We start from the raw sequence: 19,161 nt of genomic DNA, 5'->3' as shown, positions 1-19,161 counted from the left end.
GACTCACTCGATGATCTGACTCCTTGGGAGTATTTAGCAAGGCATGAAAGTAGGAAAAACTCTAATTTAGAATGCCACTAAAACAGGGAGGGTTACACAACGACTAAACGAAATGATGAACTCCGCGGTTAACTGTGGCCTTATCCACGCTAATCCGCTATCGGGCATTGGCGCTGCATTCAAAAAGCCCAAAAGAACCATATGGCAGCGCTAACTCCCGATGTACTACCAGAGTTAATGCAAAAGCTTGCTTACGCGAATATCAAACGAGTTACCCGGTGCCTAATCGAATGGCAGTTACACACCATGACGCGGCCAGCAGAAGCGGCAGCTGCAAGATGAGATGAAATAGACTGGGATAACGCACTATGGATTGTCCCGGCGTAGAGGACAAAAAAAGAAGAGAGCGCCGGATCCCACTCACAGAGCAGATGCTGGCGATATTAGAAGTGATCAAGCCAATAAGTAGCCATCGTGATTTTATTTTTCCTTCAGATCGTGATCCGCAAAAACCTTGTAATAGCCAAACGGCCAATATGGCACTAAAACGAATGGGGTTTGCAGGAAGATTAGTTAGCCATGGTCTACGCTCGCTAGCGAGCACCACTCTCAATGAACAAGGCTTTGATCGTGACTTAATAGAAGCATCACTAGCACACGTTGATGATAACCAAGTACGCAGTGCCTATAACCGCACTGACTACCTAGAACGCAGAAAACCAATGATGTGCTGGTGGAGCGGACATATAGAAGAGGCCGCCAAAGGCAGCTTCTCTGTAACAGGAACTAAGCAATTAAAGGTGATTTAGTCAGACAAATCCAGCCTTGGTAGCAGATTAGCTAACCAAGGCTCATGTTTTTTCTGGCGAACAAAGGCTACCGCAGCCGCAGAGAATGGTGATTTCCGGTCACAAGCATCTATCAAGTTTTGTTCTATCTGCTCTAAAAAACCATTCATTGCATCTTGTTGTTCGTTTGGAAAAGTGACGTAAAGCGCCATGAAATCCAAAGCTTGATTAACTTTTTTTATAACTTCGCTTCTAGCGCCCTTAATTGTCTTACTGTTAAGGTTATATCTCTTAGCACTTTCTGATACTCGTGCGTGCTCATCTGGGTGAGTTTCATCGCTGTATCTTGACGTCGCAGCTCCAGGATATTGAACATAAGAAAGTAAAGTAACATCTTCTACACGGCACGGATCTAAAAGCTTTACGGTTTCATTTGCATGCCCGGCTAAGTTGCAGGGTGTCCAAACTCGTGTAGTTTCATCCATAAGTGGAAAGTAATCATGTTTCCCTCCTTCCCCTCTTGGCCTATTGGCTTCAATACAAGAGTACCGATAATTTTTAGCTTCAAATGCAAGCCACCAATAGCCTCCATGGTTTTGAGTATTTCCATTCCTTTGTCGACATGCGTACCTTTTTTCAGATACCTTTACATCACCTTTGGGCCTAAAGTGATCTACATCAAAGTCAGTACCAATAAGCGGAACCTCTGAATACCAGCACTTTTCTCCAAAAACACGATCAAAGTTAGGCTTAAAGTCTCGCCACTTGTTACCTATCTTTTTCAACTCTCCCGACTTATCTACGGCAGCCTGAACTCTTTGTGCCCATCGTTGTGAATTAACATCCCAGTTATCAGGCTTACACTGGTCAATTAGATTTAGATCTATGTAACGCACTATTCAATCAATCCTTGGTCTTTCAAAATCGCGTTAATCAACTTGAGGCGCAACTCAATTGAATCTTCATCTTTATAGTCCATCTGCTGCATAGCTTTTTTACGAGCAATTAGGAACTGTCGATAGTCTTCATCTGGGTGGGTGTAGCTATAACCCAATCTATCAAGTGAGTTATTTAGCTCACTCAATTTCCTGCTTTCAGCCTCTGTCAGGCTATCTTTTTCCAGCAGTTCTCGCCTATCTTCAATCACTTTACTTGTATGCTGATCCAGTGTTGTTGCCATATCAAACATGTCACTGGTCAGTATGCCATTGACGCCCATTCCTATTGGGCTCTCTGACGGTATTTCAGCTAATGACTGCCCTTCTACATCTTTTCTGAGAACTTGAATCTGTTCCTTTTTCAGCTCTGCGATAGCCAACGGGTGGTGTGTGACCATCAAGATATGGCAAAAACGCTTATCGGGTATGAATCGCTTCAGGAACGAGTGATATTTAGCGGCCCATGCAGGATTTAAGTGGGTATCGGGTTCATCAAGTAGGAATAAAGAGTCTTCTTCCATAGTAAACTCTAGCAACCCAAGTACTGTGAGTAGTTGTTGTTCACCTTCACTAAGTTCGCTAAACGAGACAATCTCGCCATTTTTCAAACGAACCTTGATGTGAACGCTACTTAACAGATCAGAAAGCAAGGTACTCTCGAGCATTTTGAAAAAGTTCTTTGCCCCTAGCCCTTGTGCCACTTTCTTCAGGCTATAGAGATCCGGTAAGAATAAGTGAGCAAACTCATTGTTCACGCCCTTGCCCGTTAAAGTTGTTTCCTCTTCTCTAACGGTTTTAATCGCACCTAAGCTAGGTGGCAATATCCGCTCAAGAAAATCACGTACTACCCCCCTTGCGCCCCAAAAAAGGTCCTTTTTATTATTCTTCCCCCACTCAGGCCGTCTAAAAACGAAGTGAGCAGAATGGAAAGACTCAATGCCAAGTTGATCTTGAAGAAATTCTCGCCCTACACCTTTTTGTTGATTTAGAAAGAATGCCAACAACACAAACTGACTGTGAAAAGGTTTGGCATAGAAAAGAGGACGAACCTCATCCTCAATTTTTACCTGGTTCTTTAGCAATTGGTTATAAAACTTGGTCCTGTGTGGCTTAAACAAGTCCTCCAAGCGATCACTCGGACCTGAATAATAGGCAAATAAATGCTTTGGTAGATAATCTGAATTACCTTCCTTATCTCGTGTCACTTTGGATAACGAAATGCTTTCTGGCAGAGAATACTGTCCGCTTTCGTCCAAAATCGATACTTGTATTTTGTGTTGCTGAATTGGCGTCGAGCCATACTCCGGTGACGCCTCAACTTCGATAAGCCTATCGGAAGAAGATCCCAGTGAATACCTGAGTTTATAGCTAAATGGTGCGGGTTCATCGCCAAAGTCTAGAGCTCGAAAAATACGGACTAGCGCCTCTATTACGTTCGACTTACCGGAGCCATTTCGTCCAATTAGAACCGTTAGCAGTTGCTTGTTATCAAAATCGATTTCTAAGTCTTCGACGTTTTTAAAGCCGCTTCGAATATGCAAGTAATCTATTTTCACTACTTGATAGCCTTAAACTGACAGTTTTCGCCTTCACCCACTTTTTCTATCAAGTTAAGTTCTAAAAGGCGTTTAAGTTCAACAAACAACTCATCAATGGCTTTAAATGTCTCGACTAAATCACTATCAAATAGTTGCTGTGCTGACATGGCTTTTTTGGCAACTCTTAACTTAGACAGCAGTTCACTCTTGTCATCGACTGCTTTTGGTGTCGGCTGAGTTCGCGCTGGCGTTACATCAACCTGCTCAGCTGATGCTTCTTCTTGTTCTCTAGGCTGCTCATCAATATCATTTTCCAATTGCGGTTGAGCAACTCGCTCAGCCTTATCGGAGAAAAGTTCAAACAACTCACCACGAAATGCTCGTGCCAAGATTGATTGCGTGAGCTTATCAACACGAAGCTTTGCTAGGTTGTATTGTTTTTCAACTGCGTCAGCTTTAGCCCATAGTTCTCCAACAATTCGGGCAATTTCATTCTGCTCTTCATTTGGAGGAACTGGCACCGGAATTTCGTTCAGAGCTTTTTGATTGATTTTAGGAAGTACAACTCTCCCTTGCTGCTGAGAAGTCCAATAGACAAACATATCTGAAAGCATCACATAAAGTAGATATTCCCTATTAATGTTTGCTTTCACTGGATACATATCAGCGCTGCAGACACCTTCAAAGTCAACGGTACAAACTTTATTCAAATATGGTCGAATCTTCGAGTAAATAATCTGTCCTGGATAGAATCGATGCTTGTTACTCTTAACTTTGTCTTGCTCTACTGTCACGAGGTCTAAAATACGGCCAGTGTTTGATTCAATATAGTTGGGAGCCAAATGAATATCATTAGGTGTCAATTTTGGATCGACTAAATTTGATTCGATTTTTGCAGCATTTTTAAAGCTCACCCATCCCCAACCTTCTGGCAGGTCACCTAAAGGCTTTCCGTTATAACTTTGAATAAAGTTATCCGATAACACAGTCTGCAAGTTCGGATTAGCTTCTCGCCAATCTTCGGTTAACTCTCCCGATACTGCCGCCGACAAGGTAGACATACGAAACTGCTTTAATAACAGAGGCACTCTTTCTAGGCGAGACTTTACTATTTCTAGTTTTGTTATAATGTCGTCGAGTTGCTTCGCAATTCTTAGCTGCTCCTGCTTTGGCGCAACAGGAATCAGTATCTTCTCATACTCTTTAAACTTGAGGTTACGAAGATTATTACTCCCCCCTTGGTAATTAACAACTTCGCCTGTAAGGTAGAAATAATTTAGGTAATGATTCAAATACCTAGAATCAACTAGATCGTTGCTTCGCAACAACCGAAGAAAATTGGTGCAAACTTTAGGATAGTCGGAATTATGCTCTAGTACCGACTTATCAATTAGAACTGTTCTGCCTACGGGTTGTTCTGGCCCACCACCAGAGATTTCTACTAGGATATCACCTTGACTTAAAATCCGTTTTTCTAAACTAGATTTTTTAATTCGGCGCTTAACACTAGTACTTCCTTTATCCTTTATCCAGTTTTTAAACTCAGTACCTCGAATACAGTAAGCATCTTCATACCCTTCCTCAAGGAAATCAGGAGCTTTGCCCCAGTCTCCACCTAGAACATAGGAAAGAAGTTGTTTAAGTTCAATTAATTCCCAGCTTTCTGGCAACTGATTCATAACACAACCTCTTCAGGAGCCTCTGCGCCACCAAGATCCACTAAAATTGATTGCAAATCAGAAATCGCCCCTGCCAACTCTTCAATTGCTTCTGCAATTAACTCATCAGGCTCAGGCAGACTGGCTGAGTCTTCCAAGCTATCATCACGAATCCAAGCCAAGTCTAGCGAGTCATCTTTAGCTTTAATCTCATCACGGGTAAATGCACGCAAGCGGCAAGTATCGATATTGCCGACAGCACTTCCATTTTGGTGGTTATCAATAAAGGCTTGACGTTGATCTTCATCAACTTGCGTTAAATCGCTGCCCACCGCTCGATAAAACTCGTCAAAATGTTCTTTTTCCAAAACAGTGCGTTTACCAAACTTCGGCATATTGACACGAAGGTCGTACACCCAAACCTTTTTGGTGTTGCCTTTGTCTTGATTGATATCGGTTGGCTTATCAAAGAACAGCACATTGGTTTTAACGCCAGCTGCATAGAAAATACCTGTAGGCAAGCGCAAGATAGTGTGCAGATTGCACTTTTCCATCAGATCATTACGAATCTTACGGCCCGTCGAACCTTCAAATAGTACGTTGTCAGGCAATACGACAGCAGCTCGACCACCAGGCTTGAGCATAACGTGGTACATGGCATGTAAAAACGCCAATTGCTTGTTGCTGGTGTAGTGCACAAGGTCGTCACGGGTTGGAATACCGCCACCTTGCTTAGTACCAAATGGTGGGTTAGCGAGAATTAACGATGCTTTGGGCAATGCCTTGCCTTCGTTTGATAGGGTGTCGCCATACAGCACACCAGAGTTTTCATCGTCCACTGCCAAGTCATGCAGCATAAGATTCATCATTGCTAGACGACGTGTATCTGGCACCAACTCCATGCCAAAGAAGGTTTCATGCTGGTAGCTGTCGTAATCAGCTTCATCCAGCCCCATCACATCGAAGTTCTTCTCCATGTATTGATGAGCGGCAATCAAAAAGCCGCCAGTGCCCGCTGTAGGGTCAACTATAACATCACCTTTTTGATTGTGACGTTTGTCTTTCGGCGTTGGCTTCATCAGCTCAACCATCACCTCAATCAGCACACGAGGGGTAAAATACTGGCCTGCACCGGATTTTTTCTCGCTCGCGTTGATTTCCAGCAAACCTTCGTACATGTCGCCCAAGCCTTCTTGCTTAGCCGAGTACCAATCGAGTTTGTCTATTTCAGTAACCAGCTTTGTTAACGTTGCTGGTTTACGAATACAGGTTGAGGCATTGTTGAAAATCGCTTTGGTAATGAGAGAACCGTGTGAGCCTAGGTGGACCAGTAACTTTTTGTATTCTTCGAGACGTGTTGCTGCATTGAACTTTTCAATATCAGCCCAACGGTACCCTTCGGGGAGTAGCTTTTCTTGTCCCGTCTCCTCAACCATTTTCAAGAAAACGAGGAATGTCAGCTCGTTAAGGTATTCATTGTAGGTAACACCATCGTCACGTAGTAAATGACAAAGGCTCCAAAGTCTGTTGATTAGGTCTTGTGTGCTCATCGTTGTTCTTAGTTTATTTAAATTGTTGGGCATTGTAACCGATTATGCGGTTTCTTTACGGTCATCATCCGACCAAATAGCACGGTTAAATTGCGCGAGGACATCAACTACAGGCTGTTCGAAAAGCTTGTTCGCTCGTTGGAGACCACCAAGGCGTTGCTTAAAAATACCTTCGTTGAGGTTAGACTCGTCAACAACGATGTTGGCTTTCATCTGTGCGGCGATAGTTTCCAACCACTCTCGTTGCGGCGTTTTCCAGGCACAACTAGCGAGTATTTTCTGCAATGCATTGTCAACACGTTGCTCATACGGAATAAGGGCCTCACCGATTGCGGCTTGTCGGATAAAACCAATAATTCGGGCGGCGATGTCCTCGTTTTTCACTTCTTTCCAAGCTACTTTTAGCTCTTCCTCTCTAAATTCGTTTTTTTCCAGCTCTACAACGAGTTGCTTGAGATCAGTTCGTGTCAGCTCCCATGGCCTTTGGATAACCGTTTGTAATGCCACCATCCGGTTACTATTTGCGTTTACAAAAGCTGCAAACGATGACAAGTAATCGTCTGGTTTCTGGCCGCTGCCATAGCCCGTTGATGTACCAGTGACGTCGTCAGACTTGTCTGATATCACTATTTTGTTTCGACCACTGCCGCCCTGCACTTTCATATCAAGAAGCTCGCCTAAGCCAGGATGGCTAACAAACCAACTCGCCACCCCCTCTGTGTTCATTGCTTTCAGTTCTTTGGCGAACTCTTTAGGTGGCTTGCCAACGATTCGCTCAAATTCATCCTGTTGAAGTGGTGTTAAGTGGTTCTTTTTACTTTGCAGTTTGGCAAGAAATTGATCTTTAGCCAGTTCTTGCAGTTTGGCATCCGTCCCCTTGGTGATCTCTTGCTCCAACTCAGAGAAGGTAATGTCGACCTTGGTCACAACAGGTTTCATTGTGTTCACTTTCTCAAGCTGTTTGTAGATATCTACAGCGTCGTAGATGCGGAATCGCTCTTTACCTATCTCATCACAACGGCGCGTAGCTCGACCAAGCATTTGCTCAAATAAAATGCGGCTATTAACACGCCGTAAGAACACCAAATTACAGATACTAGGCACATCGACACCTGTTGTCAGTAGGTCAACGGTTACTGCGATGTTAGGTAAGCGGTCATTTTTGAATAGCCGTATTTTTTCCAAAGGCTTATCGGAAGCACCTGTAATTTTCTGAATAGCGTCATCTTCAACTTCACCGTGGTAGTCTTCACACGCTTGTTTTAAAGCTTCTACAACCTCATCGGCATGGCGGTCTGTGACACAGAAAATCAATGACTTTTCTTGTGAGTACGGGTTTAGAGAATCGCTTTCGATTAACCACTTACAAATCACTTTAGTGAATTCTGGAGCAATCACTTTTCTGTTAAAGTCGGCAACTTCAAAATCTAGCTCGTCAGGTGTATGAATCAAATCAAACTGTTGAGTTTGAGGGTCGTAGACTTGAACCTCTTCGTTGACCTGATAATTGATCCCTTCCGTGTTTAATTTGGTATGGATACGAATAGGAGGTAGATGATCAACTAGGTGTCCATCAATAACGGCTTCAGTATAGCTGTATGAGAATACGGGCTCACCAAATATATCTACTGTGTGGATCGCTGGTGTTGCTGTTAGACCAACTTTAAAGGCATCAAAATACTCAATAACTGCTCGGTACTTTGACATGTAGTCTTTCTGGTCTCGAAACTTAATTTCGGTGTCGCTAAGCTCACGATCGAGCAAGTAGCCACGGTGACATTCGTCTACCACAATACAGTCGTACTGGCCTACACCTGGCTTTGAACCATTTTCCGAGGGGTACATAATCCGCTTGACCAGACCTTGAACCGTCGCCACGTGAACTTTTGTATCATCATCAGGTACAGCTTTAGGAGCTTTATCTGGCTCCATCCCCATAACTTCAAAGGTATCAGCAAACGTATTGAGGTTTTCCATACGCACTTCGCCAAAATCCACCGAAGCTTGAACGCCCAAGGCACTTCTATCTACTAAGAACAGAATCCGGCGGAAACGTTGCGCTTTCAATAATCGGTAAACTAGAGCAATACAGGTTTTGGTTTTACCTGTACCCGTCGCCATTGCCACCAGCGCCTTTTCTTCCCCACCTTTAATCGCTTGCTCAACCGAGAGGATAGCTTCTTTTTGATAATCACGGAGCTTTAGTTCGTACTCAAAGCCCATTTCATCCAACTCTGCGTTGGCTTTTTGAGGTGTTTGACGCAAGTATTCTTTTAGCTCGGGGGGGGTATACCAGCCTTTGAGGGCTTTTCTACGATTGGTACTGTCTCTGACGTCTAAAAACCAAATACCGCTCTCTTGTTTTAGCTGTTTTAAATACGTACGACCATTCGTGGCGAACACCACTGGTACCAAAAATTCATTGTACTGAGTTATTTCAACGCCACTTGGTAAGTGTTGGATACCTTTAGCGTAGCGTTTTGCTTGATCGACTGCGCCATACACATTTTTCGCTGATTTTTTCGCCTCAATGGTTGCTACCAACGTCATTCCCATAAAAAGCGCATAGTCTGCCGGACCAGACTGTGTGGGCCATTCTGCGATGGCTCTATTCTTGTTTGGTTCAGGCCTCGCACCTTTTGAATATCGAAGGTTTTCAGTATCCGCCTCCCATCCTGCATCAACCAATTGCTGGTCGATAATGACGCGAGTCTCTGCTTCATCCATTTCAAAAGGCGACTTCTCAATACGAATAATTTCAGATGCTTGCTCTTCCTTGGATTTAGAATGAAACGTTTGGAAGTAAATAATATTTGCTTCGTCCATCTTGAGGCGATAAGACGATAATGTTCTTTCTTGCTCTTCAGCCAACTCTTCCCAAACAGCCATTTCCTCGGCCATTTTTTCAGCGCGCAGCCTCTCTGCTTGCGCTTTATCAGCCTCAACTTTGCTAAGTTCTTCCGCGACTTTGATACGGTTTTCAGTTCGCTGAGATTCAATTTTCAAACTATCAACTTGCTCTTCAAGTTGACGAACATAGTCTGAAGGGTCTTCAGGTTTGACGAATTTCTGAATCTTAAAGCCTTTAGCTTCATCGCCACCAAAGGTGACATGAAACCACACTGATAGCGCATGCCCAACCATAAGGGCTTTTAGTGCATCCCTGTGTGTACTGCTGTCGAAGACATGCGTTGCACTATTGCCAAGTTTACGAATCGTATGGAAAGCATCTCGTACGTTATCATCAAGGCGAAGAACACAATCTAGTTCTTTAAGAAGATCAATTTGCTTAACGTTTGCACCATATTCAACGCCAACACGTGACGCTATCGTCTGGGCAATCGCTTCTCCTAACTGACGAACATTGACTAACGTTGTATTTGGAAACGGAACAAAGTTTCTTTCCGCACTCTCAGCGAGCTTAAATAGCCAATCGTGATGCTTTTTGAGAAATTCAAAATTACTGAAGTCTGACATGGCGTTTATTCCTCAAAAAACTCTTCATCAATCCGCTTGATATGCAAAACCTGCTCATCTCGGCTACCGATGTTGTACCGAAGCATCAGCTTGGCTAGTTCTTTCCCATTAATAAGCACAATGCGCATACCTAAATCTTTCGCGGTTTGAACAGCAGAGGGCGTGAAATCAGAGGTAGTGATAAAGATGCCTTTCTGCGCTTTCTTGAGGTTAAGTGCACCAAAGAAATCACGAATATCACCTGAACTGACATTATTACCCTCTGCATAACGCTTGGCTTGAATGTATACCTGGTCGACACCCAATGGATCTTGATTTATAACGCCATCAACACCGTTGTCACCACTTTTACCCAAGGTGTGAGCCATACCCTCCCCAGTGCCGCCATACCCCATGGCAAGAAGCAGGTCGATCAGTAACTGTTCGAAGAATGCAGGGCTGACTTTGCGTGTTCGGGCGAGAATTTCAGAGGCTAGTGCATCATTGATTTGTTTGTAGGCCACGCGAAGCACTTCGTCTGGCGTCGTTTCACTTTCGACATCCGCTAGGCTAGGTTCATCTTCTTTGCTTTGATTAGGGCTAATAAACGCAACGAACTCTTCGTACTGCTTTAAAAACCGCGTATCGATTACAACACTTGGATTACTAATCGCGTCGATACCACGAGGCGTTATCATAAAATGTCCACGCCGGGTAACTTCAATCAAACCCGCTTTTGATAAGTAAGTCCGCGCCCACCCTACTCGGCTATCAATAACGGTTTGCTTGCCACTTGGTAACTTTTCTTCACGTTCTTCTTCCGACAAACCGAAATAATCAGCGAGCGCATTAATTGCATCTCGAAGTCTGATTTCCTGTCCATTGGCCGCTTTGGCGACTTCCAGCAATGGACGCATAAAAGCTTGGTAGCTGGGGATCATTAATTGTGCCTAATATTCAAAAGCAAACAGCGGGTCTAATCGCTTCAAACAAGAAGAAGCCCACATAGATAGTCATACTAAGAGAGTACGAAAAGCCCCTAATAAGAACAATATGCCAGGCACTTTTGTGCGTACTTTATCAACAACAGAAGCATCTTTTATCGTCATATCTGTTTTTACTTGGACTTCCCTACCAGTCCAATAATCAATGCTGCCAAAGCAGCCCCTGCAACAAATGCGGTAGCACCATTGCCTCCCTGTTGGGCACCTGAAGCGTTACCACGAGCCAGTGCTTGGATCGTTATCTCTTCACTTTGCTGTAGATTCTTAACGGTATTCACTACCGTTTGAAAAAGCTCTTCCACGGGTACTCCCAATGCAGATGCGCAGCCGAAAAGTTGATCAACCGAGAAGGTCGATTTACCTGATTCGAGCCGACTATAGCTTGCTTGTGACAGCCCCATTTTCGCTGCAATATCACTCTGCTCTATCTCTAACTCTTTCCGTTTGTTGGCGACGACTACACCGAGGACAGACGAGTAAGAGGCTAATTTTTCATTCATTTTCTCCACCATCTGTATAAAAAAGTTGCAACACAAAACTATAACGTATACATTATACAGATACGTTAAACGTATTTTTGATTGAATTTTGAATTTATTTACTAATGTTAACAAGGAGAGTTTATGAAAGAAAAGCTAAAGTTCGGAGATCTGCTGTACCGTTCTAAGAATTTGGTCGAACATGTAGGCGTCATGATGGAAAATGGTCTGGTTTTGCATAATACCCCTGATGCTGGCCCGGCACTGACTTCCTATGAGGACTACGCAGATGGTAAACCTGTAAAAGTAGTATCAAGTGACTTAGCACCCCAGCAGAAACAATCTTTGACTATGCGAGCACTCGAGATCTTAGAAGAAGCTCGCCAATACAAATTGATCAGTTTTAATTGCGAGCAAATGGCGACAAAAGTACTTCACGGAGTGGCCAGCAGTGAGCAAGTGCGCGGAGCTCTTTTAGTGGGAGGTACAACCGCGGTTGTATCAAAGGCACTAGATAGCCGTTACTGGTGGGCATACGGTCTGGCTGGCTTAGCGATTGGTTGCTTGGCAGCAAATGCCAGTAGGAAATATGACTATGTTATCGATTAGACTACTAATTCAAGTTGATATTGGGAAATCAGAAATACCGTTTCACTGATAATTGATACCGATTACGGGTCCCATTCCTCTCGTTGGTTTTGCACGTCTCTGTCGTCACAATGTACACGACGTGTTAGCTCGGGCCCTGACCTTACTTTTGATAAACACTTCAATATTTGAGTATTTTATCCCCTACAGAGCGTGACCATTCTTCCTATTCATCTCAGCCTCTCTTCTTAAAAAGAAATATATTAATAGCATTAAGGGGAACCCAATAACGAGGCCCTTATAATGAAAAGAAACTATCCATTCGCATTAGCAATCAGCCTGTTTATCTATTCAGCCACAGCACATGCAGAGGCTATTCTCCATGCTTTTAATTGGCCGTATCAGCTTGTAGAAGCAAGAGCGGAGCACATTGCTGAAGCTGGCTACAAGAAGGTGTTAGTGGCGCCGGCTATGAAGTCATCTGGCACAGAGTGGTGGGCACGCTATCAGCCTCAAGATCTGCGTGTTATCGACTCTCCATTAGGCAATAAACAAGACTTTCAAGCCATGATTGCAGCCCTCGGCCAGCATGGTGTAGCTGTTTATGCCGATGTGGTGCTCAACCACATGGCGAATGAAAGCGGATTACGTGACGATCTTAATTACCCCAGCGCACAGGTCTTAGAACACTACGCACAAAACCAAGAAGCGTTCGAGCAGCAAAAGCTGTTTGGGCAGCTCTCGCAGCATTTGTTTTCCAGCACGGACTTTCATCCAGAAGGCTGTATCACTCAGTGGCATGACCCAGGCCATGTGCAATATTGGCGTTTGTGTGGTGGAGAGGGAGATGCAGGCTTACCCGATTTAGACCCGAATCAGTGGGTGGTTGAACAACAGCGTACGTATCTATCGGCACTAAAAGCCATGGGCGTGAAAGGTTTTCGGGTCGATGCAGTCAAACATATGAGCATGTATCACATCAATCAGGTCTTTACTGATGCGATTCGTGAAGGCATGCATATTTTTGGCGAGGTGATCACCAGCGGTGGGGCTGGCGATCAAAGCTATGAGGCGTTTCTTTTGCCTTATTTACAACAAACCACCCATAGCGCTTATGACTTTCCTTTATTCTCGCAAATCCGTCGCGCGTTTTCGTTCCAAGGTAGCCTCACTCAGTTGCATCATCCTGAAAGTGTTGGTCAAGCGCTGGATAAACACCGAGCGATCACCTTTACCATTACCCACGACATACCGACTAACGATGGCTTTCGCTACCAAATCATGGATCCCACTGATGAAGCGCTCGCCTATGCTTATATTCTTGGCAAAGACGGAGGGAGTCCGCTGATCTATAGTGATGAGCTTTCTGCAGGCGAAGACAAAGATAACGGCCGGTGGCAAGGCGTGTGGAAGCAACCTGCGATGAAGGCCATGCTCCGCTTTCACAATGCAATGCACGGCAAGCCAATGACGGTGATTGGCAGCAACCAATGTCTGCTGTTATTTAAGCGCGAACAAGCCGGTATTGTGGCGATCAATAAATGTGGAGAGCCCCAATCTTATACCATGGATACACGCGAATACCCTCTGAATTGGTATCGTCCTTATTATGATGTTTTGAGTGATGCGACCACGACCACCACCATCTCATCGGATTTTCACACCATCACCATCCCTGCCCGCTCGGCACAGATGTATATGCATTAATCTATGTCGCCGCCGTCTTGCTATGCCAAGCGGCGGATTAACAGTCAGTGAAATCCGCCGCACTCTATCTTAAAAAGTGGACAAGCTGGGTGTCATGATGACTGTGAATTTTGAGCAAAAAATCCGTCCAGATAGGCCTTTTAGAACGCACACGAACGGCGATTTAATGAAGCAGTTTGAAAGCGATCGTGGACGGATCATTAACTCTGCCGCTGTACGCCGTTTGCAACAAAAAACTCAGGTTTTTCCACTTGAACGCAATGCCGCGGTGCGCAGCCGTCTCACCCACTCTTTAGAGGTTCAGCAAGTCGGGCGCTATATCAGTCAACTGATTGCCGACAAGCTGTCTGCCTCGCAACTCGCTCCCCCGCTCGACCGCTGCTTGGAAACCTTGGTTGAGATGGCTTGCCTGATGCACGACATAGGTAACCCACCGTTCGGACACTTTGGCGAGCAAGCGCTCAGTGATTGGCTCAGTGAGCAGGTCCCTTATATCTATCGGCAACATTTTAACGACGAACTGCCTGAGGCGGTACAGCGCGATCTCTGTCATTTTGAAGGCAACGCACAAGGCATTCGGCTAATCCATACCTTACAACAGCTGAACCTCACCTATTCACAAGTCTCCGGCATTCTTAAATACACTCGGTGTGGTAGCGAGCCGAAACCTGCAGATGACGATGCCCGCGCGTACCTTAAAAAGAAAGTCGGCTATTTTCTCAGTGAACACGCGTACATTGGCGATTTGCAAAAAACGCTCTCCATCTCGCCCGGCTGTCGTGCCCCAGTCAGTTACATCATGGAAGCGGCCGATGATATTTCTTATGGCATTGCCGATTTAGAAGACGCCGTTGAAAAAGGCGTACTGACTCTCGCGGATTTGAAAGCGGCCTTAAAGGCAACCTTTGTACAGCTTACCCAAGCCAGTGAGGAGCATGACGCCAACACCATGGCGACCATGTTAGAGAATGCGGAAAAGCGCAGCCACGGCAGTGACAGTCAGTTTTTTGTCTTCTTGCGTGTGGAGGTCAATAAACGCTTGCCTCGCCATGCCGCCCAACGCTTTGTCGACCATTTGCCCGCCGTCGTTGATGGCACCTTTAATCACGCGCTAATTGAAGATAACAGCGTCAATCATTTACTTGTACAAACCTTTAAAAACGTCGCCAAAGCGCATGCCTTTTGTCACCCTGAAGTGGAACGCCGCGAGCTACAAGGCTATCGCGTCATCCATGGTTTGATGAGCATCTATCGTCCACTCCTCACCTTGCCCAGTGAGGTGTTTACAGCCTTAGTCAATGGCGAGCCGGTCAAGCCACAGGCGTCGATATACACCCAGCGGCTATTTAAAAAACTGCCTGAAAAGCATAAAAAAGCCTATCGTGACGCGGTACAAAAACAGGCCCTGGCGGAGCAGATCCCTTCTGCCACTGCGCGTGAGTTCTATTTTCGTACTCGCCTGCTGATTGACTATATCAGCGGTATGACGGACCAATACGCATTCGACGAGTACCGCGCCTTTCATGTGATTGAAGAGGGATAAAAAACCGCTCCGTGGTTGGGAGCGGTTTTTTGCGATGAGGCTATTAGCCAAAGCGCTTTTGCCACTTATCAATCACCGTGGCACCAATCAAATCGCCTTGCACATTGACCGCGGTACGGAAAGTGTCGAGTGGGCGCTCAATGATCAGCAAAATAGCAATGGCTTCCAGTGGAATACCCGCAGCCAGCAACACCAACTGCATACCTGACATCGAGCCCGACGGCATGCCCGGTGCGCCTACCGACGAAACCATCGCCATAATGAAGATCATCACAATGCCGGTGGTCGACAGGTCAATCCCGAACAATTGTGCGAGGAACACCGCAGCAATGCCTTCAAATAACGCGGTGCCATCCATGTTCATCACCGCGCCCAACGGCAAGACCATGCTCGCGGTCGACGGGGTAACTTTAAGCTCTTCTTTGGCAGCCTGCATCGAAACGGGCAGTGTCGCAGCACTGGATGAAGTCGCAAACGCCATCGCCAGCGGTGCAGAAATGGCGCGAAACAGACTCACAAAGCCAATACCACCGGCAACGCGTGCAATAAGCGGCAACACGATCACTGCATGGACCATCGTGAGTCCAAACACCAAAGCAGCGAAGCTAAATAGCTGACCAAATAGATCGTTATCCCCTTTGTGGGAGAACTGGAAAACAATCGCAAACACTGCAAATGGCGCCAGCTTGATAATGCCTGCCACCATGGTGTTAATGCCTTTATTCAGCCCGCGAATGGTCTCGAATAGTGGGTGCGACTCTGGCAGCGCGACAATCAGCGAAATGCCGAACAAAATGGTGAACACCACAATCGCCAAAAGGTTACCCTGAGTCACCGCGGCAAACGGATTCACCAACGCCATATTAATAAGTTTGGTGGCAATAGCTCCAGCACCCGCAGCATCTTGGTTGATAAAGCTAATGCTCTCATCCACAGGCGGTGCATTGGTGAGCGGTTGCCATTCGGGCATCATGAGTGCTGCGCCAAGACCAATGGTGATCGCGATGGTGGTGGTAAAACCGTAAAACAAAAGTGTTGCACCACCTAGGCGCTTAAGGCGAACCACATTGCCAATATTACTGATCCCTTCCAGTAACGAGAGCAATACCATCACGCCGACCACGGCTTTGAGTAGACCGATATAACTGACCTTGGCAAGCATAAGCAACGGATACCAAGTGGTCTGTTCCGCGTTCTCAATGGGGCCGAATACCGTGCCCACCAGCCAAGCCAGTGCGGCCGCCACTGCAATTTGCAATGGCAAAGAATGTCTAAGGGTTTTCCACATTGTCTTTTCCCTAATCACAGCGTCATAGCTGCATAATGATGATTTATCTGCATTTTTGTAGCGAATTGGCGACAAATCATAGCAAGTAGCGGAATTCAGCTCATGTAAAAGTTATGAACAATCTGGAATAACTAGTAACAAAATGGTTGGTTGGCGAATGAGACCACACTTTTCACTGCAAATACCAAGAAAGCGCATGATAAAAAAGCCCGCCATGAAGGCGGGCTAGGGATCACCACAAAGCCATTATTGGGGGCGTTGGTTTTGTGGGTTGAGCTCTAAGTTGACGGGGGTATCTAGCTCTTGGTTCAAGGCTTTCTCAAGTTCTGCCACATTGGTGCCCGGTGTGGCTTCAAGTAGGGCAACGCCCTCTAGGTAACTTACCAAACTTAAACCGTATTTTTGAGCCAGCTCACTCGCGTGCGCTTCGGTCGCTTTGACCAAAATAGAGCCAGTAACAGTCAAAGGCGTGCTTTGCGCGGATACAGCGACCTTATCGCCAACCATCACGCCCATTTGTTCACCGCTCATGCTGCGAGCGCTGTTGGCCGTATCCACCACCACGTAGTCTTGACCGTTCAATTGCACGCTACCTGCGCTAACACTCAAGCTAAAGCCCATGATAGCGAGTGCTGAGATCATCTTTTTCATACTTCGTCTCCTATTAACCACGGTGACCGATGACACGCAGTGACCATTGGGTCAGTTTGCCATCATCGTGGTTGTTTGGCATGGATTTAACCTCGCCACCTAAGGTGTACTGGCGTGTATCACCGTCAGTATCCGTGACATAGAGCGTCCACTGACCTTGCGATGCTTCACCATTAAATTTGTGCGATAGCATTAAATGGTCGGTAAAACCTTCTGGATAGGTAGGATCCAGGGTGTTTGAAAGCATACTGTTACGTGGTGACATCAATACGCTCCTAGTCCCTGCGGGCGACTCTAACTCAATGAGCAAATCAGACATACGGCTGTGCTCAATCGAGGTACGCACTTGTACCGCCTCGATAGTGAGGTTATCGGCTACTTGCACACTGTCTGCTGTCGCCACCGCCCCAGCATCGGCTATCGCAAGCCCAGTTTCACCCTCTTGGTTGTGATAAGACCACGCCCAATCCGTGAACACTTGTGCAGGAAGTGGCTGATATGTCTTCGCCGCATCGAGTGCCGCATTGACATCAATCAAACCAAACCCGTAGGTTGGGCTATACCAACGCCCCGCAGCATTTTGTTTCCAGCCCTCTAGACCAGTCACCGTGCGCTCACCACCACGTGCTGTTTGATAGGTTAAAAGAACTTCGGCATCGTCTGCATCCACCCGTGTCGCGGTCGTCGCTAATAGGTGACGAATATCGCGCTGCGATAAATTTGGATAAGCTGACATCATCAACGCAAATGCCCCTGAGGTATTTGGCGCCGCCGAGGAGGTCCCGTTCATCACGCTGTTGAAATCACAGGTGTTATCTATCTCCGTGCCACCGTGCAGGTCGTGCGAATCGTAAGGAATACTATCATCACGGTTATATCCCATCGTACAACCGGTGAGGTCCGTGGTGATATGAGCGGGTTTATTGGTGCCATACTCCCCACCCGGTGCAGTCAGGAACACATTGCTCCCGACCGACGAGTAGGAAGAACGTTCGCCGTCTGCATTGAGCGCGCTGACCGTGACGTTCCAATAATTCGCATTATCAGACGATTGGTTGCTGTTCTGCCAAGGCAACCCGTGGTTCTCGTCGACAGGACCGAAGCGCTCACGATTAAATGAGGTACGCTTATAACCATTTCCCGCTGATTTGATGAATACCGCCCCCAGTCCGCCAAAGGCTTCCGTGCTCATTTTTTTGTATTGGGCGTTCTGGCGACCATCATAGCTCATTGGGTCATCGCTGTAGGGATAGCTGCGCACCCCGGAACCACCATAGCTTTGGTTGAATATGCGGACATCATCCGAATAGCCTTCACGGCCATGGCTGATCTCCCATGCATTTTGGCTTTGATATGCGAGGTAATTATACCCTTGAAGGTTGGCAAGCGGCGCAACCCCCATACCGCCAAGGCCGTTATCTCGCACTGCGGCGATGATGCCAGCCACCGAGGTACCGTGTGCGGTATCACGATTACTCCAGCCTTCTGGCGTCGGGTCATTGTCACGCTCGACAAAATCGTAAGATTTACCTGCTCGGACATTAGCCGCCAAATCTGGGTGGCCAATCTCCAACCCATCATCGACAACAGCGACATTGACGTTTTGGCCCAGAATAGCCTGTCGGTGAGCCCACCAAAGGTTTAGGTCGTTCCCCGCTTGCCCACCTTCGCGGGCAAAGGCTTTTTGACCACTGTTGAGTAGGTGCCACTGCTGTGCTGTAAATGGGTCGTCGCCCGGCAAGCAACGCTCTGCACTGGTGCGACTAATATCAACAGGCTCATTGCCCGTTAACGCCACACAAGCTTGTGGATCGGGCTCGACAGGCTCAGGCACTTTTGCCATCGCCCACGCCCCGGAGGTGTGGAAAAGCGCGCCGATAATCAACGCAAGAGAGCTGTGTTTGTGCATTTATCATTCCTTTTTACACTAACTAGACGTGTCTCGATTCTGAGAGACCCATCATTAGTAAAAA

13 protein-coding genes and 1 pseudogene are annotated in these 19,161 nt (G+C 46.2%); 4 read left to right on the top strand and 10 right to left on the bottom strand.

All coding sequences use genetic code 11. From position 1 onward, the window contains the following. Window positions 1–88: 88 nt before the first annotated feature. Window positions 89–809, top strand: a pseudogene (locus tag BGK46_RS10725) (tyrosine-type recombinase/integrase); the annotation flags it as partial. On the opposite strand, the gene BGK46_RS10720 reads toward BGK46_RS10725, so the two are convergent. The 7 genes from BGK46_RS10720 to BGK46_RS10690 form a co-directional block, all read right to left on the bottom strand. Continuing rightward, window positions 806–1,684 carry a hypothetical protein gene (locus BGK46_RS10720; protein ID WP_069589213.1) on the bottom strand — a complete coding sequence of 293 codons (879 nt, stop codon included), beginning with the start codon at window positions 1,682–1,684 and terminating at the stop codon, window positions 806–808. The pseudogene BGK46_RS10725 and the gene BGK46_RS10720 overlap by 4 nt on opposite strands. Then, entirely contained in the window at window positions 1,684–3,282 is a 1,599-nt protein-coding gene (locus tag BGK46_RS10715) for an AAA family ATPase (protein WP_069589210.1), read from the bottom strand. Before BGK46_RS10715 ends, BGK46_RS10720 begins: the two co-directional genes overlap by 1 nt. Next, on the bottom strand, window positions 3,282–4,943 hold the full coding sequence (locus BGK46_RS10710) for a restriction endonuclease subunit S (RefSeq protein ID WP_069589208.1): 1,662 nt from the start codon (window positions 4,941–4,943) through the stop codon (window positions 3,282–3,284). The genes BGK46_RS10715 and BGK46_RS10710 overlap by 1 nt, the downstream gene beginning before the upstream one ends. After that, window positions 4,940–6,472, bottom strand: coding sequence for an N-6 DNA methylase (locus BGK46_RS10705; protein WP_069589206.1), 1,533 nt, complete (start codon window positions 6,470–6,472; stop codon window positions 4,940–4,942). The genes BGK46_RS10710 and BGK46_RS10705 overlap by 4 nt, the downstream gene beginning before the upstream one ends. Window positions 6,473–6,514: 42 nt before the next feature. Next, the gene (hsdR, locus tag BGK46_RS10700; RefSeq protein WP_069589203.1) at window positions 6,515–9,949 is read right to left on the bottom strand and encodes a type I restriction-modification system endonuclease; all 3,435 of its coding nucleotides are present in this window, start codon (window positions 9,947–9,949) and stop codon (window positions 6,515–6,517) included. A gap of 5 nt (window positions 9,950–9,954) precedes the next feature. After that, window positions 9,955–10,869, bottom strand: coding sequence for a restriction endonuclease (locus BGK46_RS10695; protein ID WP_069589201.1), 915 nt, complete (start codon window positions 10,867–10,869; stop codon window positions 9,955–9,957). A gap of 176 nt (window positions 10,870–11,045) precedes the next feature. Next, window positions 11,046–11,432 (bottom strand): helix-turn-helix domain-containing protein, encoded by a 387-nt coding sequence (locus BGK46_RS10690; RefSeq protein ID WP_069589199.1) that lies wholly within the window; start codon window positions 11,430–11,432, stop codon window positions 11,046–11,048. Window positions 11,433–11,555: 123 nt separating this feature from the next. Between BGK46_RS10690 and BGK46_RS10685 the strand changes: the two genes are divergently transcribed. The 3 genes from BGK46_RS10685 to dgt all read left to right on the top strand — a co-directional run bounded on the left by BGK46_RS10685 (window position 11,556) and on the right by dgt (window position 15,249). Continuing rightward, on the top strand, window positions 11,556–12,020 hold the full coding sequence (locus BGK46_RS10685) for a hypothetical protein (RefSeq protein WP_069589196.1): 465 nt from the start codon (window positions 11,556–11,558) through the stop codon (window positions 12,018–12,020). Between the two features lie 282 nt (window positions 12,021–12,302). Then, window positions 12,303–13,706, top strand: coding sequence for an alpha-amylase family protein (locus BGK46_RS10680; protein ID WP_069589194.1), 1,404 nt, complete (start codon window positions 12,303–12,305; stop codon window positions 13,704–13,706). 94 nt (window positions 13,707–13,800) lie between these two features. Beyond that, window positions 13,801–15,249, top strand: a complete 1,449-nt coding sequence (dgt, locus tag BGK46_RS10675) for a dGTPase (RefSeq protein WP_217492733.1) — start codon at window positions 13,801–13,803, stop codon at window positions 15,247–15,249. A 43-nt stretch (window positions 15,250–15,292) separates the two neighbouring features. Here dgt and BGK46_RS10670 read toward each other — a convergent pair whose 3' ends face one another. The 3 genes from BGK46_RS10670 to BGK46_RS10660 all read right to left on the bottom strand — a co-directional run bounded on the left by BGK46_RS10670 (window position 15,293) and on the right by BGK46_RS10660 (window position 19,097). Then, complete coding sequence (locus BGK46_RS10670; RefSeq protein ID WP_069589193.1) at window positions 15,293–16,537, bottom strand: dicarboxylate/amino acid:cation symporter; 1,245 nt, start codon at window positions 16,535–16,537, stop codon at window positions 15,293–15,295. A 246-nt stretch (window positions 16,538–16,783) separates the two neighbouring features. Further along, window positions 16,784–17,188, bottom strand: coding sequence for a hypothetical protein (locus BGK46_RS10665; RefSeq protein WP_069589189.1), 405 nt, complete (start codon window positions 17,186–17,188; stop codon window positions 16,784–16,786). A 13-nt stretch (window positions 17,189–17,201) separates the two neighbouring features. Further along, entirely contained in the window at window positions 17,202–19,097 is a 1,896-nt protein-coding gene (locus tag BGK46_RS10660) for a S8 family serine peptidase (protein ID WP_084781400.1), read from the bottom strand. Window positions 19,098–19,161: the final 64 nt, after the last annotated feature.

The organism is Salinivibrio sp. SS2, assembly GCF_001722075.1.
Classification (GTDB): Bacteria; Pseudomonadota; Gammaproteobacteria; order Enterobacterales; family Vibrionaceae; genus Salinivibrio; species Salinivibrio proteolyticus.
Note: the sequence above shows the minus strand (reverse complement) of the source record. Positions and strands in the feature narration are given on the sequence as shown.